The organism is Paraburkholderia sp. BR10937, from assembly GCF_040965695.1.
In the GTDB taxonomy this organism is placed as follows: domain Bacteria; phylum Pseudomonadota; class Gammaproteobacteria; order Burkholderiales; family Burkholderiaceae; genus Paraburkholderia.
In genome coordinates this window covers 46,108-70,325 of sequence record NZ_JBFRCL010000012.1, presented here as the reverse complement: position 1 = coordinate 70,325, position 24,218 = coordinate 46,108, and the positions used below count along the sequence as shown (strand labels likewise).

The 24,218-nt window shown below is 64.4% G+C and carries 16 protein-coding genes and 1 pseudogene; 8 read left to right on the top strand and 9 right to left on the bottom strand.

Going from position 1 to position 24,218, the window contains the following annotated elements; genetic code table 11:
• Positions 1-2: 2 nt before the first annotated feature.
• The 4 genes and pseudogenes from AB4Y44_RS12470 to AB4Y44_RS12455 form a co-directional block, all read right to left on the bottom strand.
• The gene (locus AB4Y44_RS12470) at positions 3-1,205 is read right to left on the bottom strand and encodes a cytochrome P450 (RefSeq protein ID WP_368699704.1); all 1,203 of its coding nucleotides are present in this window, start codon (positions 1,203-1,205) and stop codon (positions 3-5) included.
• A gap of 15 nt (positions 1,206-1,220) precedes the next feature.
• The gene (locus AB4Y44_RS12465) at positions 1,221-2,126 is read right to left on the bottom strand and encodes a ketopantoate reductase family protein (RefSeq protein WP_368699703.1); all 906 of its coding nucleotides are present in this window, start codon (positions 2,124-2,126) and stop codon (positions 1,221-1,223) included.
• A 108-nt stretch (positions 2,127-2,234) separates the two neighbouring features.
• Positions 2,235-2,555 (bottom strand): annotated as a pseudogene (locus AB4Y44_RS12460) (DUF4148 domain-containing protein); the annotation flags it as partial.
• A 7-nt stretch (positions 2,556-2,562) separates the two neighbouring features.
• Positions 2,563-3,354, bottom strand: a complete 792-nt coding sequence (locus AB4Y44_RS12455) for a response regulator (protein WP_342923373.1) — start codon at positions 3,352-3,354, stop codon at positions 2,563-2,565.
• A 338-nt stretch (positions 3,355-3,692) separates the two neighbouring features.
• Here AB4Y44_RS12455 and AB4Y44_RS12450 point away from each other — a divergent pair, with 338 nt between their 5' ends.
• Positions 3,693-4,973, top strand: coding sequence for an epoxide hydrolase family protein (locus AB4Y44_RS12450; RefSeq protein WP_368699702.1), 1,281 nt, complete (start codon positions 3,693-3,695; stop codon positions 4,971-4,973).
• 260 nt (positions 4,974-5,233) lie between these two features.
• Positions 5,234-6,277, top strand: coding sequence for a sensor histidine kinase (locus tag AB4Y44_RS12445; RefSeq protein ID WP_368699701.1), 1,044 nt, complete (start codon positions 5,234-5,236; stop codon positions 6,275-6,277).
• A gap of 47 nt (positions 6,278-6,324) precedes the next feature.
• On the opposite strand, the gene AB4Y44_RS12440 is transcribed toward AB4Y44_RS12445, so the two are convergent.
• The 3 genes from AB4Y44_RS12440 to AB4Y44_RS12430 all read right to left on the bottom strand — a co-directional run bounded on the left by AB4Y44_RS12440 (position 6,325) and on the right by AB4Y44_RS12430 (position 8,477).
• Positions 6,325-6,768 (bottom strand): universal stress protein, encoded by a 444-nt coding sequence (locus AB4Y44_RS12440; protein WP_368699700.1) that lies wholly within the window; start codon positions 6,766-6,768, stop codon positions 6,325-6,327.
• A 231-nt stretch (positions 6,769-6,999) separates the two neighbouring features.
• Positions 7,000-7,929, bottom strand: a complete 930-nt coding sequence (locus AB4Y44_RS12435) for an anti-sigma factor (RefSeq protein WP_368699699.1) — start codon at positions 7,927-7,929, stop codon at positions 7,000-7,002.
• Positions 7,926-8,477 (bottom strand): RNA polymerase sigma factor, encoded by a 552-nt coding sequence (locus AB4Y44_RS12430; protein WP_368699698.1) that lies wholly within the window; start codon positions 8,475-8,477, stop codon positions 7,926-7,928. Before AB4Y44_RS12430 ends, AB4Y44_RS12435 begins: the two co-directional genes overlap by 4 nt.
• 371 nt (positions 8,478-8,848) lie before the next feature.
• Here AB4Y44_RS12430 and AB4Y44_RS12425 point away from each other — a divergent pair, with 371 nt between their 5' ends.
• On the top strand, positions 8,849-10,117 hold the full coding sequence (locus AB4Y44_RS12425) for a condensation domain-containing protein (RefSeq protein WP_368699697.1): 1,269 nt from the start codon (positions 8,849-8,851) through the stop codon (positions 10,115-10,117).
• A 71-nt stretch (positions 10,118-10,188) separates the two neighbouring features.
• Here AB4Y44_RS12425 and AB4Y44_RS12420 read toward each other — a convergent pair whose 3' ends face one another.
• Positions 10,189-10,551, bottom strand: coding sequence for a BON domain-containing protein (locus AB4Y44_RS12420; protein WP_368699696.1), 363 nt, complete (start codon positions 10,549-10,551; stop codon positions 10,189-10,191).
• A 165-nt stretch (positions 10,552-10,716) separates the two neighbouring features.
• A complete protein-coding gene (locus AB4Y44_RS12415; protein ID WP_368699695.1) occupies positions 10,717-11,067 on the bottom strand; it encodes a response regulator in 351 nt (116 codons plus the stop codon).
• A gap of 305 nt (positions 11,068-11,372) precedes the next feature.
• On the opposite strand from AB4Y44_RS12415, the gene AB4Y44_RS12410 reads away from it, so the two are divergent.
• The 5 genes from AB4Y44_RS12410 to AB4Y44_RS12390 all read left to right on the top strand — a co-directional run bounded on the left by AB4Y44_RS12410 (position 11,373) and on the right by AB4Y44_RS12390 (position 24,218).
• A complete protein-coding gene (locus AB4Y44_RS12410) occupies positions 11,373-11,570 on the top strand; it encodes a hypothetical protein (RefSeq protein WP_342923365.1) in 198 nt (65 codons plus the stop codon).
• Positions 11,571-11,614: 44 nt separating this feature from the next.
• Positions 11,615-12,301, top strand: a complete 687-nt coding sequence (locus AB4Y44_RS12405) for a response regulator transcription factor (RefSeq protein ID WP_368699694.1) — start codon at positions 11,615-11,617, stop codon at positions 12,299-12,301.
• A 47-nt stretch (positions 12,302-12,348) separates the two neighbouring features.
• Complete coding sequence (locus tag AB4Y44_RS12400; protein ID WP_342923363.1) at positions 12,349-13,005, top strand: response regulator; 657 nt, start codon at positions 12,349-12,351, stop codon at positions 13,003-13,005.
• Positions 13,006-13,134: 129 nt separating this feature from the next.
• Positions 13,135-19,065: an AAA family ATPase gene (locus tag AB4Y44_RS12395; protein ID WP_368699693.1), complete on the top strand. Its 5,931-nt coding sequence runs from the start codon at positions 13,135-13,137 to the stop codon at positions 19,063-19,065.
• On the top strand, positions 19,062-24,218 hold the full coding sequence (locus AB4Y44_RS12390) for an AAA family ATPase (RefSeq protein ID WP_368699692.1): 5,157 nt from the start codon (positions 19,062-19,064) through the stop codon (positions 24,216-24,218). Before AB4Y44_RS12395 ends, AB4Y44_RS12390 begins: the two co-directional genes overlap by 4 nt.

The window sequence follows — 24,218 nt, the reverse complement described above, 5'->3', positions numbered from 1 at the left end:
AATCAACGCGTGTAGACGCGCAACGACGTCACGCCGCGCAGATTGTTGCGTCGGTGCCAGACCAGCCCGTCGAGATCCACAGGGCGGATTGCCGGGAAGCGGGCAAGCAGGGACCGCATCGCGACGTCCAGTTCGAGCGCGGCGAGCCGCGCGCCCAGGCAATAGTGAATGCCCGCGCCGAACGCGACCGAAGGCGTGCTCGCGCTGCGCGCGAAGTCCAGCGTGTCGGGCGCGGGGAATGCGGCAGGATCGCGGTTGGCCGAGCCGATCAGCATGAACACCACTGAGCCGCGCGCGAGCGCGGCTTCGCCGAGCGAGATGTCTTCGAGCGCCGTGCGCACCAGCATCTGCACCGCGCCGTCGTAGCGCATGCACTCCGCGATCGCCCGCGGCAACAGCTTCGGCTCCTGCTTCAACGCCTCCATCTGCTGCGGATGGCGAAAGAGCGCGATCATCATGTTGCCAATCATGTTCGACGTCGTTTCGTGGCCGGCAATGAACAGCAGCACGGCATTCGATACGACTTCTTCGTCGCTGAGCCGCGAACCGTCGTCTTCCACGCTGAGCATGGCGGAAACCAGATCGTCGCCGGGCTGTGCGCGGCGCTGCTCGATGACGCCGTGAAAGTAATGCTCGAGCGTGAGCGCGGCTTCGTCGGCCGCGCGCAAGCCGTTTTCGTCGAGCGGCGCGAGATCGAATGCCGCGACGAGTTGGCTTGCCGCGTCGCCAAGCGCGGTCGCGTCCGCCACGGGGACATCGAGCAGCCGGCAGATGATCTGCACCGGCAAGGGGAGCGCGAAGTCGCTGGCCAGATCGAACTCGGCGTGCGTGCCCACGCGTTCGAGCAGTTCATGCGTCGTCGCCTCGACAACCGCAGTGAGCTTCTCGATGCCGCGCGCGTTGAACGTCTGCATCAACAGCGCGCGCAGCCGTGTATGCACGGGCGGATTCATCATCAGCAGGGTGCGGCTCAGCGACTGGAACACCGGCTGCGCGGCCGCCGCCTCGCCGTAGCGCGCGGCCACGCTTTGCAGATAGGTCTTGCCCATGCGCGGGTCGCGCAGCAAGGCGTCGATGATCTCGAAGCGCCCGGTCACGAATGCCCTGGGTCCAACCGGCAGAATCGGCCCTGCTGCACGAATCTTTTCGTACAGGGGATAAGGATTGGCGTAGAAGGCGGGCGAGGAGAAGTCGGAGAATTGCATGGCTGTGGGAGACGGTTAGGCGTGAGCGGTGGGTTTCCCTTCCAGCACCTTGACGAGGGTGTGGAGCGTGCGGTTGGCAGGCGTCGCGATACCGGCGATCATACCGCGCCGCACGATTGCGCCGTTGAGAAAGTCGATTTCGCTGTGTTTGCCGCGCGCGAGATCCTGGGCGGTGGATGAATACTGAGTGGCGGGAATCGTCGCTTCGATCTGCTCGACCATGCGCGTGGCATCGTGCTCGAAATGGACGCCTTCGGCGGCTGCGACGGCAAGGCACTCGGCGACCACTTCGCGCATGGTTTCGCGCAGCGCGTCGCGATGCGTCATGGCGCCGAGCGGCAACTGGACGATGGCGGAGACCGCGTTATAGGCGCAGTTGAGAATGAGCTTTTGCCACAGCGTCGCGTGCACGTCGGCGGCGATTTGGGTGTGAATCTTCGCCGCGAGCAGGACGCTTGCGAGGGCTTCGCTATGCGGCGACGCCTCGATGGCGAGATCGCCCCGGCCGTGGTGCAGCAGGTGTCCGGGACCGGCCATTTCGCAAGCGACATACACTGCCGCGCAAATGACGGGCTGCGCGATGGCGGCGCGCAGCAGCGCGGCGTTGTCGACGCCGTTTTGCAGGCTCACCACGATGGCGCCCGGTGCGAGCACCGGGCCGAGCATGCGCGCGACCTCGGCGGTGTCGGTCGACTTCACGCACACGAACACGACGTCGGCGCCGGCGGTCGCTTCGATCTGCGTCGCGGCGCGCACGGGCAGGCGCACATCGAACGCTTGCGACTGAAGGCGCAAGCCGTTCTGGCTCATCGCCGCAACATGCGAGTGGCGCCCGATAAAGACGACGTCGTGGCCGTGGCGCGCAAGCATGCCGCCGTAGTAGCAGCCGACCGCGCCGGCGCCGAGAACCGAAAACCGCATCCTGCCTCCCATCGCGCCCCAATGCGCTGATCTTCCAGGAACACGCGAGACAGTGCGCTTATTCCGCGCCGCGGCATTCCAACTTCGCATGGGCGCGGGCGCCATCGATCACGAGTGCCCGTAGATCGGCTCGAGACCGACGACATCCTGCTGCGGAGCCGGCGTTTGCGCCGTTTCGTTGCGCGACCCCGATGCCGTGCCATTGGCGGGTGTACCGCCGTATGCGACGTTTCGCTGCGCGTCGAGGCGCATCTGGGCGGCTTCGATGTTCTTCGGATATTGGGTGTTGTCGCTGGCCGGGTTGTAGCCGGCCTTCTGCAACTGCACCAGTTCCGCGCGAACCGACGCGCGCGTGACGGTCGTGTCCGGCGACTGGGCGAAGGCGAGTGCGGGAGCGGCGACGAGAGCCGAGACGAAGAGGGCGCGAACGGGGCCGCTAGACGCAGAGCGCTTCGCTGTCCACGCAGGCGCGGCTGGCTTGCGCGGCGTCGCTCGCGTCGTGGTGAACCGTCACCGGCGTGGAAAGAATGTAGCCCTCGTTGCGCAGCGTCTTGATGTAACGCGCCGCGCGCGCCGTGTCATTGAGTTTTTGCCTGAGCCGGCTCACCAGCAAATCGATCGACCGGTCGAATGGATCGGCGTTGCGCCGCTGCGTGAGGTTGAGCAACTGGTCGCGCGTCAAGACGCGTTGCGCGTGGTCGAGAAACACGCGCAGCAAGCGATATTCGGCGCCGCTGAGCGTGACGACCGTGTCGTCGGATTCGAGCAGATGGCGCGCGGTAGTGTCGAGGCGCCACTCGCCGAAACCGAGCACCGGTGTGTCGTCCACGGGCTGCAGGTCGGGCGGCAGCATGCGCGTGCGGCGCAGCACGGCGCGGATGCGGGCGAGCAGTTCGCGCGCCTGGAATGGCTTGGCCATATAGTCGTCCGCGCCCATTTCGAGCCCGACGATGCGGTCGGTGACATCGCAGCGCGCCGAAAGCATCACGACGGGCAGCGCGCGATGGCGGCTTTCGCGCAAGCCGCGGTAGAGTGTGAGCCCATCTTCGCCGGGCAGAATCAGGTCGAGCAGGACGAGGTCGGGTGTATGCCTGGCGAGAGACTCATGCATCTCCTTGCCGTTGCACGCGGTCGTGACCTGCATGCCGTTTCGTTCGAGATAACCGGCAACCAGTTCGCGTATGCCGCGATCGTCGTCGACAACCAGTACGTGATCGATTTTTTCCATGATCGTCATAAGCGGAGCAGCGGCGCGTTTCTACCGCTGCCAGCAGAGTAGTCGGAAGCAGACGATCGGGCCATGCCATTCTGGATTGAGGCGACAGATAATTAAGGATAAGCTGCCACATACCTTCGTATATTGGTATTCCCGTCTTAATCCGAAATATAACTGGCTTGATTGCATTTTTTACGTGGCGTACGAAACATTACATAGCCGACAAACGCGAGATACATTGCCTGTTTTTAATGAGGGGCGACTTTCCAGGAGCGATCGTCAGCGTGAAAGACACTCGTTGCGATGTCGCCACGTGAATTCGACTATTCCTTATAAACAGGATGCCAGCAATGTCTTCGAACGACTTTTCCCCGATGCGACGCAGCCTGCTTGCCGCGACGGCCGCGGTTGGCGCGCTTGCGCTCTTTCCCAAAGCGATTTACGCCGACACGCAGGCCGCGAAAATACGTCCATTCAAGGCGAATATTCCGGACGCCGCGCTGGTCGATCTGCGGCGGCGTCTCGCCAATACGCGTTGGCCTGGAAAAGAAACAGTGGCCGATGAATCTCAGGGCGTTCGCCTCGCGCGCATGCAGCAACTCGTCCAGTATTGGGGCAGCGATTATGACTGGCGCAAGGGCGAGGCGAAACTCAATGAATTTCCCATGTTCATCACGGAAATCGACGGGCTGGATATTCAGTTCATTCATGTGCGCTCGCGCCACGAGAATGCGCTGCCGATGATCATGACGCATGGTTGGCCCGGGTCGATTCTCGAACTGACCAAGGCCATCAAACCGCTGACCGATCCGACCGCCTTTGGCGGGAGCGCCGACGACGCCTTCCATGTGGTCGTGCCGTCCTTGCCTGGTTTCGGCTTTTCGGGCAAGCCGACCGCGCCGGGCTGGGGCTCCGATCATATCGCGCGCGCGTGGGGCGAACTGATGGCGCGCCTTGGCTACACACGTTTCGTGTCCCAGGGGGGCGATTGCGGTTCGGTCGTCTCGCACCGCATGGCCATGCAGCACGTCAAGGGCTTGATCGGCATTCACGTGAATATGCCGGCAACCGTGCCGCCCGATATCGCGCGGCTGCTCGCGCTGGGCGAGCCTGCACCTGCGGGTCTCTCGCCGGACGAGAAACGTGCATACGACAAGCTGAATGTGTTCTATCGCGACAATTGCGGCTACTCGGCCATGATGGTGACGCGCCCCCAGACGGTGGGCTACGCCCTGGCCGACTCGCCGGTGGGCCAGGCGGCATGGATGTACGACAAGATCTCCCAATGGACCTACAGCGGCGGCGTTCCCGAGCGCTCGCTGACCCGCGACGAAATTCTCGACGATATTTCGCTTTACTGGCTGACCAACAGCGCAACGTCGTCGGCCCAGATTTACTGGGAAGATCACTCGAATAACTTCAACGCGGTGGATATCGGCTTGCCAGCGGCGATTACCGTGTTTCCGGGTGAGATCTATCAGGCGCCGCGCAGTTGGGCCGAGCGCAGCTATCACGATCTCGTCTACTTCAACACGGTCGACAAGGGCGGTCATTTCGCTGCGTGGGAAGAGCCGCTGCTGTTCGCGCAGGAGGTTCGCGCCGGATTCAGGCCGATGCGCAAGCTCGCATAAAGCCTGGCGTGTCCCGTACGCTCAACTTCTTTGGCGTGCGGGGCACGAAACGCGCGGTTTTACCCATCCGTAGGTCCGAGCCTATACGTTCATATAATGGCGCCTTGCGCATCACGTGCCCTATTCTGGCGCTGCCGGGCAGGGGCGTACCACGAAGCAGATGTTTCCGGGCAAGGTGCCGGCTGTCTGTTAAATGCGCGTTCCCCTGTGGTGCAAAGCGGCCCGGCCCGACAAGGCCTGGTCAGTACAGGAGAACGGAAATGAACGCGCACGCTATCGACCCAACGGATTCCCCTAACGCATCCCTGAACGCAACCACCGGGCGCGCTTCACCACCTTGCGGTGCGCCGCGGTCTTTCGAGGCGTGGTCGCGGCCCGCATGGGTGCTGCTTGCGGCGGCCTGTGCCTACGCCTCGTACGCGACGCATGGCGTCCCGTGGCAAGTACTTGCGCGCTCCGGCTTGCCCCTGGCACTGCCCGCCATACTGGTAGCGGCGCTCGCGGTGCTGAAGTTCGTCGACCTGCACGTGTCCATTCAACGCATGGAGGCCATGGTCGAGCGCGGCTTCGGCGAAGGTGCGGAAGCGATCCTGCCCGAAGACATGGAGCCCGCTGTCGCTGCGCGTCTCGCTCGCGCGTTCAATGTGTGCGCACGCCAGCGCGCGCGCCGCCAGGCCGAACTGCTGCACGTGCTTGCCGCTTATGCACACGATCTGCGCACGCCGATCACGCGCATGAGCATGCGCGCCGAACTCGTGGAGGACGCGCCGGTGAGAGACGCGCTCGCCCGCGATCTCGCCGAGATGACCGAACTGGTCGAGGGCAGTCTTTCCTGCGCGCGCATGCAATGCAGCGCCCAGGAGCCCATGCGATCCGTCGATGCGGACAGCCTGCTCGGCGCGCTGATCGCCGACTATCGGGACGCCGGGCGCACCGTCGAGCTCGAGGGGCGCGTGGGGCGTCCGGTGGTGACGTGTCCCCATGCACTGCGCCGCGTGCTCGTGAATCTCATCGACAACGCGCTGCGCTACGGTGTGGATGTCCGTCTCAGCGTGAAGGTCGAGGCGCAGCGTCTCGTGCTGGCGGTGCTCGATTCGGGGCCTGGGATCGTTCCCGCCCGTCTGGAAGCGGTGTTCGCCGCGTGGTATCGCGCGCCCGAAACGGCGGCATCGGCGTCGGGCTCGGGGCTTGGGCTCGCCATTGCTCGACGCCTCACACTCGCGATGCGCGGCGAGCTCGAACTCGAAAACCGGCGCGCAGGCGGTTTGGAGGCGCGTCTCACGCTGCCGCTTGTGGCAATGTGAGACGGGCTGATCGAATCGTCGGGCCACCGGCGCTGTGTTACGCATGACTAAGCAGACGCCAGCGTCACGGTCACGATCGTGGTTCCGCACAGACGCTCGGCGAGATCGGCATGAGCGGGACGCCCGCTCCACCAGCGCCTCGCTTGCGCGCGATGACCGAGCACGATGAGATCGGGGTTGAACGTTTGCGCGTGGCGCGCGACGACATCGGCGATTCGCCCGTATTTGACGTAGCCGTTCGCGGCGATGCCGATACTGGCCAGATGCGAGACGGCATCGCTCAGCGTGTTGCGGGCGATTTCCTCGAGGTGGGTATAGGCAACGTCGGTCAGCAGACCGCCGGAGCTCGCATTCACCGCTTCGGTATCGACGACGGCGACTACGTCGACGGGCGCGGACAAGGCGAGCGAGAGCTGCGAGCAGCGGTGCAGCGCGGCCTGGGCCTCGCTCGTGCCGTCATACACGAGCAGCATGCGGGAAAAGGAAGTCATGATGTGCCGATAACGTAACGGAGCCGCTGGCGGCGCCTGACTGAACATGAAGGTTGAGCCAGTGCATTCGCCCCGGAGGGCGAGCTGTCCGGCCGCGCAATCAGAACAGTCCGTTATCGGTGTTTATTCCAGCTGGTGTGCTGGTCTGGTCTACGCTGCGTTGTTATCGCCGGGGGAGAGATATCCCGACACAATTCGGAATCCGGAATAACGGATAATGCGCGAAGTCATTCAACCCGCGGCGTTGCCGCGCGGCACCAGCTGGCCTATGGTTGCGTCCGTCTGGCCTTTGGCAATCTGCTTGCCGATTGCCAGCAGTTGATCGTCGTCGAGCGACGCTATCAGCGCGTAGCTAAGGTTGGCGCGCCGCCACATCAAAACGTTCATGCTTTCGACATGCTCATGCGTCATGCCCGCGTCCGGCTTTTCGTCCTTCATGACGCACAGGGCCACGGGCAAACCCGTTTTGGGCAGATACACGATCTGCACGAGCGGCCTGTCGTGAAAACGCAGCCGTTGAATGCGCGTGAACGTGAGCCCCGCCGGGCGCAGGTCGGGCACGCGTATCGGCACGCCGTCGTCGCTGTGAATCCGCGCGATCACCTGCGAGGCCACCTCCGGTGTGAGCGCGTCGAAGGCGACGGTGTCGCGCGTGTAAAGCTGCTGATAGTTCCCCGCCGCCGCGACCCACGGCGAAACGCTCGCTGCCGCGGCGTGCAACGCGCTGGCACTTGCGCCGCGGTCGCTGCGCGCCCAGTCCGTCGCGAAGTGCAGCACCAGTGCGCAGCTTAGCGCGCTCGCGGCGAACGTCATGGCGAGACCCGGCAGCGATGGCTTGGGCGGAAAGCGAAAGGGCAAGCGCGCGAAAAGCCGCGCAAGCCCCCCAGGTTCGGCAGCGCTGCGTCCGTCGCTGCCCGAAGCTTCCGGTGCCTCAGTATATGCGCGGCTGAGCTGCGCGATCTCGAGCGTGAGCCGCTCGGGAACCGGCGGCAGCTTCTGGTGCGCAAAAGCGTGTTGATACCGCAGCGCCGAGGCCGCGAATAGCGCGACGCGCTCCGCGATCTCGGGCGACACGCTGATCGTCTTCTCCACGTCCTCGCGCTCACGCGGCGTGAGTTCGCCGTCGACATAAGCCATGAGCAGGATGTCATCCATTGTCATGCCCCAATTTCCTTGCTGTTCGCCGCGTCTTTCGCGCGTTTTTCTTTTTTCTGATCGTTGAACAGGGCGCCGATGGCCTGGCGTGCCCGCGAAAGCCGGCTCATGATCGTGCCGATCGGCACGTCCAGCACCTCGGCGGCTTCGCTATAGCTTAACCCTTCCACCGCGACGAGCAGCATCACAATGCGCTGTGCCTCGGGTAATTGCTGAACGGCGCGGATGATCTGCCCGTTCATGACCTGTTCTTCCGGTGTGCGTGCAGAGGGATCGGGAACGGTCTCCAGGAGACCGTCATCCCATTCCGTGCCCGAGCGCTTGCGCACGTTGCGGGCCCGCAGTTCGCTGAGCCACGTGGACTGAACGATGGAGAACATCCAGCTCAGCGGCGCCGTGCCCGGTGCGAGTTGATCAGCACGTTCGAGTGCGCGCACGCACGCGCGCTGCACGAGATCTTCGGCATCGTGCTGATCGCCCGAAATGCGCAGCGCGAATGCCCACAGGCGTGGAAGCATGGCAGGCAGCAGCGCGGACAATTCGGCGACAGTCATCGTCTCGGTAGATTTCATTTTTCGACGATAGGGTTAAACGGCAAAACCGTCGCCTTGACCAGAACACCCGGCGGGCGAACGAAATTCCATACGCGCCCAATATCGCCAGACATCTTTCCCTTCAAGACGAGACGGGCGCAAGGCGGGCAGGAGGCACAACGCATTAAAACCAGAGAAGGTATCTGTCATATGTCTGGTCAGACGATTATTGAAAATCTTTGTATCAATGCCGGACGCCAGACAAATTGCGACACAAATCGTCGTGCTGATTTTCGAATGCACCGTGGAATGCGTAACGCTCGAGAGGTGTTCTGGGTGAGGAAGCGATTGCGTTCAACGTTTCCCTCCCTTTTGAAGAACACGGAATTCAGATGCGAAATCAACAAACGGATAGCGAAAACAACCTGAAACAGGACCCCGCTCTGGTGCGGGCGCTTGGCGGTACGGAACATCTGTTCTGGCTGCTCGACCGCAATCGTTCGATTCATTTCGCGCTGGTCGCGCAAATCGACCGCGTGTTCGAGCCCAGCGCCTGGCGCGCTGCGTTGCTTGCGCTCCAGCAGCGGCATCCTTTGCTCGTTGCGCGGATCGTCGCCGAGGGTGAAGCTGCTCCTGCCTTTTATCGCGATCCCGACGCACGGATTCCGCTGCGCGTGGTGGAGAATGCGCGGGCGTCGTGGGAAGTCGAGGCGGCGAGGGAGGTGAACACGCCGTTCGATTGGTCGACTGCACCGCTTGTGCGCGCAACCTTGTTGCAGGGCGAGGGCGGCTCGACCGTCATTCTTGCCGCCCATCACTCGGTGCTGGACGGCATGGGCGGCGCCTCTGTGATGCAGGACTTGCTGTGCGCGCTCGCGGGCGGCTCGCTCATGAGCCTGCCCCTCGTGCAACCACTGGAAAGCCTGCTGAGAGCGCAAATGACCACGGCCACCGTATCCGGCGCGATGGCGCCGGCACCCGAGCCGAAGCGGTTCCGCGCGGCCACTGGCGCGCGCGCCGAGGTCGCCGCGCTGGCTCTCAGTGCGCAGCTCACGCGCGCCGTTGTGGAGCGCTCGCGCATCGAGCGCACGACGGTGCACGGCGCGGTCGCGGCGGCGGTTCATGAAGCGGGGCGGCGCTTGTCGCGGGCGTGGCGCGAGCGGCCGGTGCGTACCGTGTCGCCGATCGACGTGCGCCGCACCGTGGGCGGCATGGGCCAGGCCAACGGCGTGTACATCACGCAGACCGTGACGGTGGACGATCGTCCGCGCGGCGCGCCGTTCTGGCAGGCGGCTCGGGAGGTCAAGGCATCGCTGGCACCCGCGCAAACGCTCGCCTCGGTCGTGCAGGAAACGAAAGCGCTGGATGCGTTCATGTCGTCGAATCCGTCCATTGAAGATGCAGCGGGTTTTCTTTCGCACATGCTGGCGTTCGACGTGCTGTTGTCGAACCTCGGCCGCGAACCGGTCGCTTCGACCTACGAAGGCTTCGCACTGAAGGCGCTGTGGGGGCCGATCGTGAGTTCGGGGTTCGCGGACGACCAGGTCGTGGGCGTCTGCACACAAGGGGGCGTGCTGCGCCTCACGCACGCGAGCTATACCGCCATGCCCGGACTGCTCGACGAAGCGAGCGCCGTGCTGGGTGAGGCCGTTGCCGCCTGATTCACAACCGGGTTGAATCCTGACGTGCGCCGGCGTGGCCGGCGCACGCGCTTACGGCGACAACGCGGGCATCAGGGTGCTGCGTAGAGCGTCAGCTTGGTCGCGACCGACTGCACGCCCGGCACTTTCGATGCGACGTCCTGAGCGACCTGGTCCTGCGATTCGTCGAGAATCGTACCCGCCAGGATCACCTTGCCCGTGCGCGTATTGGCGAACACGGCGATGTCCGTATCGTTCAGGTCGTGGTTCTTGTAGAGGGCTTCGTGAACCTTCTTCGCCAACGCGTGGTTGGCGGCGCGGTCGGCACGCATTTGCGCGCGGATCTGCTGCTTGGTGAGCGCGGGCGTGTCGGCGGTCGTCGTGGTTTGTGCGAGAGCGGCGGAAGAGAGCAGCACGGCGAATGCGGCCGTCAGCGCCTTGGAGCGAAGCGTCATGGAATCACCTGTTGACGTTGAGTAGGATCGAGGAGTTGTCAATGCGGGTCTTGCCCGGTGGAAAGCATAGACCGGCGGCCGTCCTGGCTCTATCAGACGTTGGGTGGCGCTCACCCTATACGAATGTCAACAGCGTCCTATACCGCGGGATGCGGCGAGGACGGTTTACGCTGCGGTGGCGGCTGCCGCAGCAACGGCGGCGGCGAGCTCCCTGGCCCTGACCGGCTTGATGAGGAACGCGCTCGCGCCATTGTCCAGCGCCTGGCTCTGGAGTTCGGGCATGGGGTAGGCGGTGATGAAAATCGTGGGTATGCGAATACCGGCGCCGATCAGGCGCAAAAACATGTCGACGCCGGTCATGCCGGGCATCTGGACGTCCGAAATGATGCAGTGCGGGTGCCGGGCGCCCGCGGCGGCCAGCAGATCCACGCCGGATTCGAATGTCACGACGTCGTAATCGAGTGAGCGTAGCAAACTGGAGAGGCCGGAGCGGACCGAAGGGTCGTCGTCAACCACCCAGATAACTTGTGGCGTACACAATGAATATCTCCGATGGCGTGCTGGAAGGCAGGATGGCTGTGGTTCGTCGCGTGTACGCGGCCCAAGCTTACAGGAGAGCTCCGCCCGCCGGAATCATACGCAGGTATAGATAGGGTTTGCCGCAATCCGTAGGTAAGATGCAAGGGGGATAGGAGGGTTCACCCACCGTACGGCCTCTCGCTCAGCAGACAACGCCTACAAAACAGTTGCGCAATCGTGCACCTCGCGCGCGGCATTCCCTTTGGTTCGACGCCTGAAATCGGCAACCGGTGGAGTTTGGCATGTACCAGATCGATATCGATCGTGGCGAGCGCGGGTCCGTGCATTTCGAAATTGTGATTGACGGAAGCGTCAAGACGTTCTGTCCGGGCACGGGTGACAGTTTCTACGTCGAGGCGGCATTGCCGCATCGCGATTTATCCACGGCCACCGAGGCAAAGGCTCTCATGACCATTGCGAATCAGGACGACCGGCGATGAGCAGCGGTGTCAATGGATCGATATCGCCTTTCAGGTTCGACGCGATGAACCACGCGAAACACGCGAATCGGGCTTGCGCGGAACCGGACGCGTCGAAAGTCTTTGTCGTCGACGACGACGAAAAGCTCAGGGAAGGGCTCAAGAGCCTGCTCGAATCGGTGGGGTTTCATGTCGAGACCTTCCCGTCGACGGTGCTATTTTGCCAGCGCGTGCAGGGCGATGTTCCGAGCTGCCTGATACTCGACGTGCGCTTGAAAGGCGAGAGCGGGCTCGAGTTTCAGGATTGGGCGGCGGAAAACGAAATCGTCATGCCGATCATTTTCATGAGCGGATATGGCGATATCGAAATGTCGGTGCGCGCCATGAAAGGCGGCGCCATCAATTTTCTGACCAAGCCGTTTCGCGAGCAGGACATGATCGAGTCCGTGACCGAGGCATTGCAGCGCGACGCGGCGCGTTTGATGAAACTGAATCAGTCGAGCACGCTCAGAGAGCAGTTTTCGACCTTGACGCCGCGCGAACGCGACATTGCCTTGCTCGTTGCGGCGGGATATATGAACAGGGCGGCCGCGAGCAAGCTGGAACTCAGCGAGATGACCGTGAAGATCTACCGTGCGAGAGCGATGAAAAAACTCGCCGCGCGCACGACGGCGGAGCTGGTGCGAAAAGTCCGGTCGCTGCAGATCGAAGGCGATGTCGAGTCGATGGACGATCCGCTTGCGCGCGATTGATGAAAGATCCGGCGGAGACAACGTGCATGGCTGCATGGGGAACGGTAATGGAAAAGAACACAGTTCGTAGTGCGCCAGGGGTAGAAGGTGCAGTGGTCTACGTGATCGACGACGACGAGTCGATTTGCGCGGCGCTTTCCAGCCTGCTGCGCTCGTCCGGTTTCGCGACCCGCACGTTCACGCGCATCGACGAGTTCCTGCTGGCGCCGAAAGAGGACGTGCCGGGCTGCCTGCTGCTCGACGTGCGCCTGCGCGGCGAGAGCGGCCTCACCTTTCAGCAGAGTGCGCACCGCTACGAAGTGGACATGCCCATCATTTTCATGACCGCGCACGGCGACATCGAAATGTCGGTGCGCGCGATGAAGGCGGGAGCGATCGACTTTCTCACCAAGCCCGTTCGCGAACAGCGCGTGATCGACGCTGTTTCGACGGCCATCGCGCGTCACGCCGCGTGGCGCGAACGCGCCCGCTCGGAGGCGACGCTGCGCGCGCGCTACGACCAGTTGACGGCGCGTGAGCGCGAAGTCGTTGCGTACGTGGTGGAAGGCTTGCTGAACAAGCAGATTGCGGGCGAACTGAAGCTGAGCGAGATCACGATCAAGATTCACCGCAGCTCGGCCATGCGCAAGCTCGAAGCCCAGTCGGTCGCCGATCTCGTGAGGAAGATGGAGGTCATCAGCGCCGCGGAGCACGCGCGCAATTGACGGTTCGCCGGCACGACATCGATGAGGAGAGGTATGGCAGCTAGAGCGGGTCGGCATGCGATCGCCGGGATCCCGGGTTGGGAGGCGACAGGCGCCGCGGAAACGCACGGGCGCATCACCAGCGCGACAATGCTCCATCGCGAAGACGACCTGGTGATGTACCGCGTGTGCGCCGACGCGAGCGAGCAGCCGCTCATCGTGAAAGCGCCGTTCGAGCAACGCGCGTCGCGCGAACTCCTCGCTTCGCTCGAGAAAGAATACAGCTCGCGCGATTCAATCGATACCCAATGGGGCATACGCCCGCGCGCGCTGTTTCGTTCGGGCGGCCAGTTTCTCCTCACGCTGGACCATTGCGAAGGCGTGCCGCTCGGCGGCGAGATCGCGCACAGGCGCCCGCTGCCGCGCTTTCTTGCGCTCGCCGTGTCGCTCGCCTCGGCGCTCAAGGGCATGCATGCAAACGGACTCGTTCACCACAACCTGAGCCCCGCGAACCTGTTCGCGGATCGTGAACAGCGCGTGTGGATCACGGGCTTCGGCAGCGCGTGCGGTATCGAGGGCAATTACGCGGCCGGCGGCGAACCCGGCCTCGTCCCGATGAGCCAGCTCCCGTATCTCGCGCCCGAGCGCACCAGTGCCGTGAGCCAGCGCAGCGATCCGCGCAGCGACCTGTATTCGCTCGGCGTGCTGCTCTATCAGCTCTTGTCCGGGCAGATGCCGTACGAGGCGCGCGAGCGCGACGAATGGATCTACTCGCATCTCGTGAGCACGCCGCGGCCGCTGCGCAATGTCGTTCCCGAAATCCGGCCCGAGATCGAATTCGTCGTCAACAAGCTGCTGGCCAAGGCCGCCGGCGACCGCTATCAGAGCGCCGCGGGCGTCGAGGCCGACCTGCAGCTTTGCCTCGACGAAGTGACCCAGGGTTCGGAGCTTTCGCCCGCGCTGCTCGGCCGGGGCGACCGTCAATCGCAAGTCGTGTTTCCCGTGCGCACCTATGGGCGGCAGCGCGAACTCGAACAGCTGCACGGCGCACTGGAGCGAGTGCGTCAGACCGGCGACGCCATGGCGGTGATCGTCGAGGGCGAGCCCGGCGTCGGCAAGACGTTTTTCATCGAGGAATTCAAGCGCAATATCGGTTCGGCAGGCGTTCATTTCACGCTCGGTAAATTCGATCAGTACAACGACAACGTGCCGTACGCGGCGTTCGTCCAGGTGCTGCGCGGGCTCGTGCGTCCACTCCTGCGGAAGACCGGTCCGGAAATCGCGCTATGGAAAGACCGCTTCGATGAAGCCGTGGGCAAGGCTGGGCAGCTGATCGTGAATCTGGTGCCGGAGATCGGCGCCATCGTGGGGCCGCAGCCCGCCATCGAAGCCCTGCCGCCGCAAGAGGCGACCAACCGTTTCATGCTGGTCGTCAAGCGCTTTCTCATGCTGTTTTCGGACCGGCAGCAACCGCTCGTGCTCTTCCTGGACGACGTGCAATGGCTCGATTCCGGCACGCTGGAAATCATCGACGGACTGGCTTCGGATGCCGAACTCGGGAACCTGCTGCTGGTGCTCGCGCACCGCAACATCGACCTGGGGCGCTCGCGCGTGGCCAGCGAACGGCTCAACGGCATTCTGTTCGGCCGCAAGGTGACCGAAAAAATCGGCCTCGCGCCGCTCGCGCTCGCGGACGTCGTGACGCTGATCGCCGAGACACTGGTCGAGCCGCCCGAAGCCGTCGCGCCGCTCGCTTCGGCGATCTTCGAAAGGACGGGCGGCAATCCGTTCTTCACGATCGAATTCCTGCGCGAGCTGATTCAGGAGCGGCTCATCGTGCCGGACTCGCACAGCGTGGGCTGGACGTGGGACATCGACAGGATTCGCGACAAGGGCTACACCGACAATGTGGTCGACCTGCTCACGCTGCGTCTCACGCGCCTGAACGACGAGACGAAGCATGTGCTGGCGGTCTTCGCGTGCGTGGGGGGAACGGCGCGCGTCGGCGCGCTGGCCCGCGTGCTCGGCACCGACAGCCGCCGCGTGCTGGCGACGATGCGTGAAGCCGAGACGGCGGGCCTCGTCTCGCGCAAGGGCGAGGCCTACCGCTTCGCGCACGACCGCGTGCAGGAGGCCGCGTATGCGATGCTCGGCGAAACCGAGCGTGAACTCGCGCACGCGCAGATCGGCACGAATCTGCTGTTTGCGATGCCAACGGCCCCGGGCACGGCCGAAGTGTTCGAGGTGGTCGGCCACCTGAACCGCTCGCAGCGCATCCTCTCGCAAGCGGACCGCACGCGGCTTGCCGAACTCGACGTGCTGGCGGGCAACGCGGCCAAGGCGGCCGCCGCGTGGAGTTCCGCGCGCGAGTATTTCGCCCAGGCGGAAAAGCTCATCGTCCAATACGGCGTGAGCGAGACGCGTATCGACGTATTCCGGCTGCTGCTCGACATGGCCGAATGCGAGTCCCTCACGGGCGATTTCGGCCAGGCGCTCGAAACGGTGCGCAAGGCGTGCAACCGCGCGGGCGGACTGCTCAAACGCGCGGCCGCGTTGCGCATGGAAATCCGCATTCACCAGGCATCGGGCGATTACCGGCGTGCGATCGACACGACGCTCAGGGCGCTGGCGCTGCTGAACGTCGAGGTGCAGGGCGAAGGCATCGACGATGCGCTGGTCGCGCAAAAGCTCGCGGCATTGCGCGAGCTGTGCCCGCCGCACCAGGTGGCGGCGCTCCTCACGCGCGGCTGCCTCGAAGACCCCATGCAGGAGGCCGTGATCGGCCTCATCATCGACGCGATCCCGAGCGCGTACATCAGCGAGCAGAAGCTGTTCCCGATTCTCGTGCTCAAGGCGGCCGAATTGTGCCTGACGCACGGCAACACGCGTCTGACGGGCTATGTCTACGCGATCTACGCGCTCTTGCTGGTCGGGACCACGCGCGAATTCGATTTCGCACTGCGCTTCTCCGAGCTGGCGCTCGCCGTGAACGAGCGCTATGGCGAAGCGCGTTTGACCGGCACGCTGCTGCACCTGCACGGCGACCACATCCTGATCTGGCGGCGGCCGTTTCGCGCGGCGATTCCCGTGCTGGGCCGCGCGATGAGCCAGTGCGTGGAAGCCGGCGACTTCATCTACGCCGGCTATATCGCGTTCGAGAGCATCTGGCAGTCCTATGAGCGCGGCGAGCACCTCAGCGAGGTGACCCGCCTGTGCCGCGAGAATCTGCGTTTTGCGAACGAGCTGCGCAACAGGACCATTTCCGTCACGATCGAACTCGAATTGCTGTTCCTGCTGCGCTTGCAGGGCGTCGATGCGGCGGAGCGGGGCATTGCGTCCACGCATGACGCGCTCGTCGCGGTCGTGCGCGAGAGCCAGTTTGGCTGCGGTATCGCCTTCGCGGCAATCATGGAAATGAAGCTGGACTTTCTGCACGGCCGCTTCGCCGCCACCGTTGCACGCGCAAGAGAGATCGAGCCGCTGCTGGGCGCGGTGATGGCCATGCCGATCGAGGTGACCTACTACTTTCTGCGCGCGCTCGCGCTGATCCGCGTGATCGACGAGGTGCGGCAGGAAGCGGGGCAGGAGGCCGCGCGCGAAGTGATGGAGCGCGAGCTCATCGACGCCATCGAGCGCCTCGAGTCATGGGCGCAAAGCGCGCCCGAGAACTTCGGCAGCCGCCTTGCGCTCGTCACGGCCGAATATGCGCGCCTCGTGGGCGATTATGTCCAGGCGGAGCAGGAATACGAGCGTGCCATCGAACTGGCGCGCGAGAACGGGCAGCCGCATTACGAGGCCATGGCGCGCGAATGCGCAGCGCATTTCTACCTGCAACGCGGTTTGACTTCGGTATCCCACGCATGCCTGCGCGCGGCGCGCGACGCTTACGCGCGCTGGGGCGCCGACGCAAAGGTGCGCAGCCTCGAGCAGGCGTTTCATTACCTGCGCGATGCCGCGCCCATCGTGCCCGGCTCGGGCGGCCATGCCGCGCCATTGGGCACGGTCGATGTCGCGGCGATGGTCCAGTTGTCTCAGGCCGTTTCGAGCGAGATCGACCTCGACAAGCTCGTGCAGGCGTTCATGCAAATCGCGGTGCGCCACAGCGGCGCTCAGCGCGCGCTGCTCATTCTGTGGTCGGGCGAGAGCTTTCGCATCGTGGCGGAAGCCGGTTGCGCGGAGAGCGGCATCACGGTGCAGGCGCGCGACGTGGGGCTGTGCGAAACCGTAGCTCCGCTTACCGTGATTCGCCATGTCATGAGGGTTCACGAGAACGTCGTCATCGACGATGGCGCGGAGCCGAACGACTTCCGCGACGACCACTACCTCAGTAAAGGCCGCTGCCGCTCGCTGCTCTGCCTTCCGTTGCTGCGGCATGGCGGGCTCGTCGGCGTGCTGTACATGGAGAACGGCGTCACCCCATACGTGTTCGATGTCGCGCGCATCAACCTGATGAAGATGCTGGCGACCCAGGCCGCGATTTCCATCGAGAATGCGCGACTCTATTCCGCGCTCAAGCGCGAGAACGTCGAGCGCCGCCAGACCGAAGCGCGGCTCAGACGCAGCGAGGCGTTCCTCGAAGAGGGCCAGCGCATCAGCAAGACGGGCACCTTCATCTGGAACACGATCACGAACGAGTTGCTGTGGTCGCGCGAAAACTACGCGTTGTGGGGCGTGGATTTCACCTGCGAGCGGCCGACGATCGAGATGTGTCTGGCACGCGTGCACGTGGACGATCATCTGCGCTTCAAGGAAGTCTTCGTGAAAGCGATCAGCGAGGACGCGACCCATAGCTTCGAATTTACGACAGTGCAGGACGACGGTAGCCTGCGCCGCCTGCAGGTGATTTTCCGGCCGTGGTCGAGCGACGAGAGCGGCGCGCGCGAGTATATCGGCGCGACGATCGACATTACGGACCGGCGCGCCTTCGAAGACGCCTTGCGGCGCGGAGAGATGTATCTCTCCGAGGCGCAGCGGCTCAGCAACATCGGCAGTATCGGCTGGAATGTCGAGTCGCGCGACATGACGTGCTCCGCGCAAACCTACCGGATCCTCGAAATGGACGCGCCCGCGCGACCGCACATGGATCTCATGCTCGAGCGTATTCATCCCGACGATGTCGATCAGGTGAGGCGCGCGCTGCGCGAGGCGGAGCAAGGCGCGTCGATCATCGAGGCCGAGTATCGCGTGCGCGTGGAGACGGGCGCGGTGAAGTACCTGCGCATGATGGCGAGGCCGATCGAATCCGCGAGCCGGGCCGTGGAATACGTCGGAGCGCTCGCCGACATGACCGAAATTCACCAGGCCCAGAACGCGCTGCTGCATGCCCAGGCGGAACTCACGCACGTCACGCGCGTTTCGACGCTCGGCGAACTGACGGCCTCGCTCGCGCACGACCTCAAACAGCCGCTCATGGCGATCATCACGCATGGCGAGGCGGGCATGCGCTGGCTGGACCGCGCGGTGCCTTCGATCGCCGAAGCGCGCAACAATCTCACGCGCATCGTGAGCGACGCGGACCGCGCGAGCGAAGTCATCAACCGCCTGCGCGCGCTCGCGCGCAAGGAGCGCCCGAATCGCGCCGCCATCGATTTGACGCAAACGGCGAGCGAAGTGGTTGCGCTGGTTCGGCAGGAAATGGAGAAGAACAATATCCGCCTGCGGGTCGTGGCGGAAGACGGTTTGCCCAAAGTGGCCGCCGACAAGATCCAGATTCAGCAGGTGATCATGAACCTGATCTTCAATGGCATGCATTCGATCTTGAAGTGCCCGGGCAGCACGCGGGTGCTCAAAATTTCGGTGGAACTCGTTGGGGCGGAGTCCATGCGCGTGTGTGTGTGCGATTCGGGTACCGGTATCGCCGCCGATATCGTCGACCGGCTGTTCGAGCCGTTCTTCACGACGAAGTCGGACGGCATGGGGCTTGGCCTGTCCATTTGCCGCTCGATCATCGAGGAGCATCGCGGTTCGATCTGGGCGTTCAACAATCAGGAGGCGGGCGCGACATTCTGCTTCGAGCTTTGCGCGGCAGGCAGCGGTGCCGGCGACGCTGTCGCGGCACACGCGAACGGGATGGCCGCATGAGCCATTGCGCGCCCATTCTGGACCAGCTGGCCGATTACGATGTCACCCAGCTCGTGGCGGGCCCGCCGGCGCTCTATCGCGGCGTGAACAAGGAAGGCGCCCGCGCCCTGTTCGTGGTGACGGAAGACGGTCCGAAGGAGCACGAGCGGCGCGCGCTGCTCGAGCACGAATACGCGTTGCGCACGCGTCTCGCCGCGCCGTGGGCGGCACGGCCTCATGCGCTGCTGCGGGAAAACGGCTTCTTTGCGCTCGCATTGCACGACCCCGGCGGCACGCTCCTGCGCGCGCGCTGGCGCTCGCCGCAAAAGCTCGAGCGCTTTCTGCGCGCCGCGATTGCGATAGCCGCCGCCGTGGAATCGCTCCACGAAGCCGGGCTGATCCATTGCGCCCTGAATCCCGATCATATTCTGCTCGACAATGCCGAAGCATCGGCGTGCCTCCTCGGCTTTGGCCATGCGATGGCGGCCGATCGTTCGGATCGCGAACCGAATCTGCATCACGCCGGCCGCGGGTCGATCGAATACATGGCGCCGGAGCTTTGCGGGCGGATGGAGCGGATGCTGGACTATCGCGCCGATCTGTATTCGCTGGGTTGCCTGTTTTACGAAATGCTGACCGGCGTGCTGCCGTTCACCGGTGTCGACAGAATGGCGCTCGCGCATGCGCAACTCGCCAAGCAACCCATGCGTCCTTCCGCCTATGCGCTCGGCTTGCCGCGCCAGGTCGAAGCGGTCGTCATGAAACTGCTCGCCAAGAATCCCAACGACCGCTACCAGTCGGCCGCGGGGCTGCAGGCCGATTTGATGCGGTGCCTGAACGCCGGCTCGGAGCGCAGCGGGACGGCAGTGTTTCCACTGGACCTGCACGCGAGCGTCGCGAACAGCCGGCATACCGGCGCGCTCCATGGCCGCCGCGAACAGATGGACGTGCTCGACGCCACCTTGCGTCGCGTGAGCGCGAGCGGCGCGGTCGAACTGGTCTTCGTCGCCGGATACTCGGGCAGCGGCAAGTCCTCGCTGGTCGATCAGTGGGCAGGCGCGATCGGCACGACGTCGATCGCGTATGCGCGCGGCGCGTGCGAACAGCTCGATTCGACGCAGCCCTACGGTGCGCTGGCCCGCGCGCTCGAGCGGCTCCTGCGTCCGGTTCTCGGCCTCGAAGACGCGAGCTTCGCCGCGACGCGCAAGCGGCTCGCAGCGCGCATGGGCGAGCGCGCGGAGATTCTCTATGGCCTCCTGCCCGACCTGAAACTGATAGTGGGCGATCTGTCGAGCGAAGCCGAAACGGAATTCAACGTAGACAGAGCGCTCTATTTGCGCACGATTGCCGATCTGCTCAAAGGCGTGTTGCCGCCCGAGCGCCCGCTCGTGCTGTTTTTCGACGACATGCATTGGGTCGATGAAGGCACGCTGACGGTCCTCGACTATCTGACCCGCGACGGCGAACTCTCGCATGTCATGCTGATCGCGGCGTTTCGCAGCAACGAAGTGACGCCGGAGCATGCGCTCGCCCGGCTGATTGCCGAGGCGAAAGACCGGCATCAGATGATCGAGGTCGAGCCGCTCGAACGCGGTGACATGGCGCGCCTCGTCGGCGATACGCTGGGCTGCAAGCTCGACGCATCGCTGCCCGTGATCGACATCATCCGGGAGAAGACCGGCGGCAATCCGTTCTTCACGATCCAGCTTGCCGCGGAACTCGCGAGCGAAGGGCTGATCGAGTTCGAGGAAAAGGGCGCGTTGCGCCTGCGGGACGTCGATCGGATTCGCGCCAAGCTGTACTCCGACAACGTGGCGGACCTCATGCTGCTGCGCTTCGCGCGGCTGGGCGAGGTTGCGTGCGACGCATTGCAGGTCTTCGCCTGCCTCGGCGGCGCCGCGAAGCTCGCCGATCTCGCGGCGGCTGCGAATCTCACGAAGCAGGCGTTGGAGGCGAGCCTGCGCGAGGCGTTCAACGCATCGCTGATCGACCGCGACGCGGACATGCTGCGCTTCAAGCACGACCGCATTCGCGAAGCCGCATATGCCTCGATGAGCGAAAGCGAACAGGCGGCCCAGCACCTCGACATCGGTCGCAGACTCGCCATGCGCCTGCGCGAGGACGAGCCGAGCGACGAACTGTTCGTCGTCGCGAACCAGATCAATCGCGGGGCATCGCGGATCGTCTCGCCCGAGGAGCGCAAGCGCTTTGCGTACCTCAATCTGCTCGCAGGCGAAAGAGCGAAGATGGCGACCGCGTACACGTCGGCGCTCGTCTACTTCGAAACGGCGGCGGCGCTGATCGACGAAAGCACAGACGAAGACACGGCGCAGTGGACCGAATTCCACCGGGCCGACGTGGAATGCCTGATCGGCACGCTCGCGCCCGCCGAGGCGCGGCTGGTGGCGCTCGGGCGCAAGCCGGTGAGCATGGCGTTGAGGGCGGAATTGACACGCCTGACGGCGAGCCTGCAAACCGCGCAGAACCGGCAGATTCAGGCGCTGACCACGGGGCTCGATTTTCTGGCCCGGCTTGGCGTGAACATCGACGAGCGTCCTGCCGACAGCGAGGTCGATCGCCTTTACCGGCAATTGCGCAGCGAACTGGGCGAACGGTCGGTGGCACAGCTGGCCGATAACGCGTGGGTTGAAGACCCGGTGTGGCGCTGCGCGCTCGATGTGCTCGCCGATCTGATCCCGCCCGCGCTCTTTTTCAACGCCAACCTGCTCGATGTCATTCTGCTGAACCTGACCTTGCTGAGTTTGCGGCACGGTCTTTCCGATTCCGCGGCCTATGGTTTCGTGTGCCTGAATCTCGTGTTCGCCGAACGCTATGGCGATTACCGGACGGGCTACGAGTTCGCGCAACTGGCCGTCGACGTGGTCGATCGCTGCAAGCGGTCGCGCTACAAGGCGCGCATCTACATGCGCTTTGGCAGCCTCGTGATTCCCTGGAGCCGCCCGGCCCAGGACGCCATGCCCTATATCGAGCAGGCGAAGAAGGTGGCGAGAGAGGACGGCGATCTGGTGTTCGACGTGTCCGGCGCGCGCAATGTCGTGAGCGTGCTGCTGCTCGCGGGCCGGCCGCTGGACGAAGTGTTGACGGAGGCAAAGAACGGTCTGAACGTTGCCCGGCTGTCGCGCTTCTATCTGTATTCGGGCGTGTTCCGCGCGCAGATCCAGCTCGTCGAGCAACTGGGTGATGCGGGATGGCGCGAGACGGCGGATCAACCCGGCGATGAGGAATACCAGCGCGATATCGAAGCGGTTCGGGCGAACAATACGAGCGTCGGCTTTGCCTACTGGGCGTGCAGGCTGCAGGCGAGCTACATCTCAGGCGATGTCGAAGCGGCGCTCGAGGCCGAGCTGGCGGCGAGGCGATCTATCGGCGCGTCGAGAATGTTCCTCGAATTGATCGAATATCGCTTTTTTGGCGCACTCATGCGGGCGAAGCTGTGCGAAACCGCGGCGACGCCGCCCGAACAGGCCGCGCACCGTGAAGCGCTCGACGCCCATCGCGAGGCGCTGGCCGCGTGGGCGCATGTCGGTCCCGCGAACCTGATGGGCCGGGCTGCGCTCGTCGATGCCGAAATCGCGCGGCTCGACGGCCGCGCCCGCGAGGCGGAACACCTGTATAACAAGGCCATTCGTCACGCACACGAACGGCGGATTCTGCATGTCGAGGCGCTCGCGTGCGAACTCGCGGCGGGATTCCATCGTCAGCAAGGCCGAGGCGCGGTTGCCGACGCCTACCTGCGCGATGCTTCGCATGCCTATGCATGGTGGGGCGCGAATGCCAGGGTGCGCGCTATGACGGAAGGCGGCGTCAAGACGGAGGCCGCGGCCAGCGCGCCGATGCCGGCGTTCGAGTATCCCTCGCAGCAGCTCGATATTGCCGCGATCATCAAGGCTTCGAGCGCGCTGTCCAGTGAAATCGTGCTCAGCCGTCTGATCGAAACGCTCGCGCTCGTGACGCTCGAACACGCGGGCGCGCAGCGTTGCGTGCTCGCACTGAACCATGAGGGCGGCTTGCAGATCCACGCCGAAGCCGAGACCCGCGCCGAGCTCGCCGAGGTCAATGTCGTGCGGCGAGCGATTTCGAGCGAGGACCTGCCGCTTACGCTGGTGCGCACGGTGATCCGCACGGGGCAGCCGCTCGCGCTCGACAGCGCGTCGACCGAGGGCGGCTATACGCGCGACGACTATGTGCGCAGGACCCAGGCGAAGTCGGTGCTCTGCCTGCCGCTGCTCAAGCAAGGCGGTCTGGTCGGCGTGATCTTTCTGGAGAACCGGCTCAGCGAAAGCGCATTTACCGAGGACAAGATCGCGGTGCTCTCCGTGCTTGGCGCGCAGGCCGCCATCGCGCTCGAAAACGCGCGGCTGTATCAAGACGTCGTCGAGCAGAATCAGCGTATCGCGCATACGGAGGAAGCGCTGCGCAACGCCATGGCCGAGCTTGCGCGCGTGACGCGCCTCACGAGCATGGGCCAGCTGGTGGCATCCATTGCGCATGAAATCAGTCAGCCGATCAGCGCGATTCATTCGTCTGCCTCGGCGGGCGTGCACTGGCTCGAGCGCGAGCCGCCCGCGCTAGATGAGGCGCGCAAGATGCTCACGCTCGTGGCGGGCGAAAGCCTGCGCGCGTCGAGCATCATTCACGGCATACGCGAACTGGCGAAGAACGTGCCGCCCACGCTGATCGTGTTCGACCTGAGGTGCGCGGTTGCCGAAGCGCTGATGCTCGCGGGCGCCGAGGTCGAGAATAACCATGTCGAAGTCGACAACGCCATCGCGCCGGAGTTTTTCGTCAAGGGCGACCGCGTGCAGATTCAGCAGGTCGCGCTCAATCTCATCGTCAACGCGGTGGAGGCGATGGCTAGCGTCGATTCGCGTGCGCGGGTGCTCGAACTCTCCAGTCGCCATGTGGAAGGAGGCCGGGCCGAAATCACGGTGGCCGACTCGGGCCACGGGCTGCAGGCGTGCGTAGAGGGTTCGCTGTTCGAGCCGTTCGTGACGACCAAGGCGACGGGCATGGGCCTCGGCTTGTCGATCTGCCGCTCGATCGTCGAGCGCCATGGCGGCGCGCTGGAGTTCGAGCCGAACACGCCGCACGGTGCGCGCTTCGTATTCACGCTCGCCGCTGCGTTCGCGGCGCCCGACGACGAGCAGTTCTGA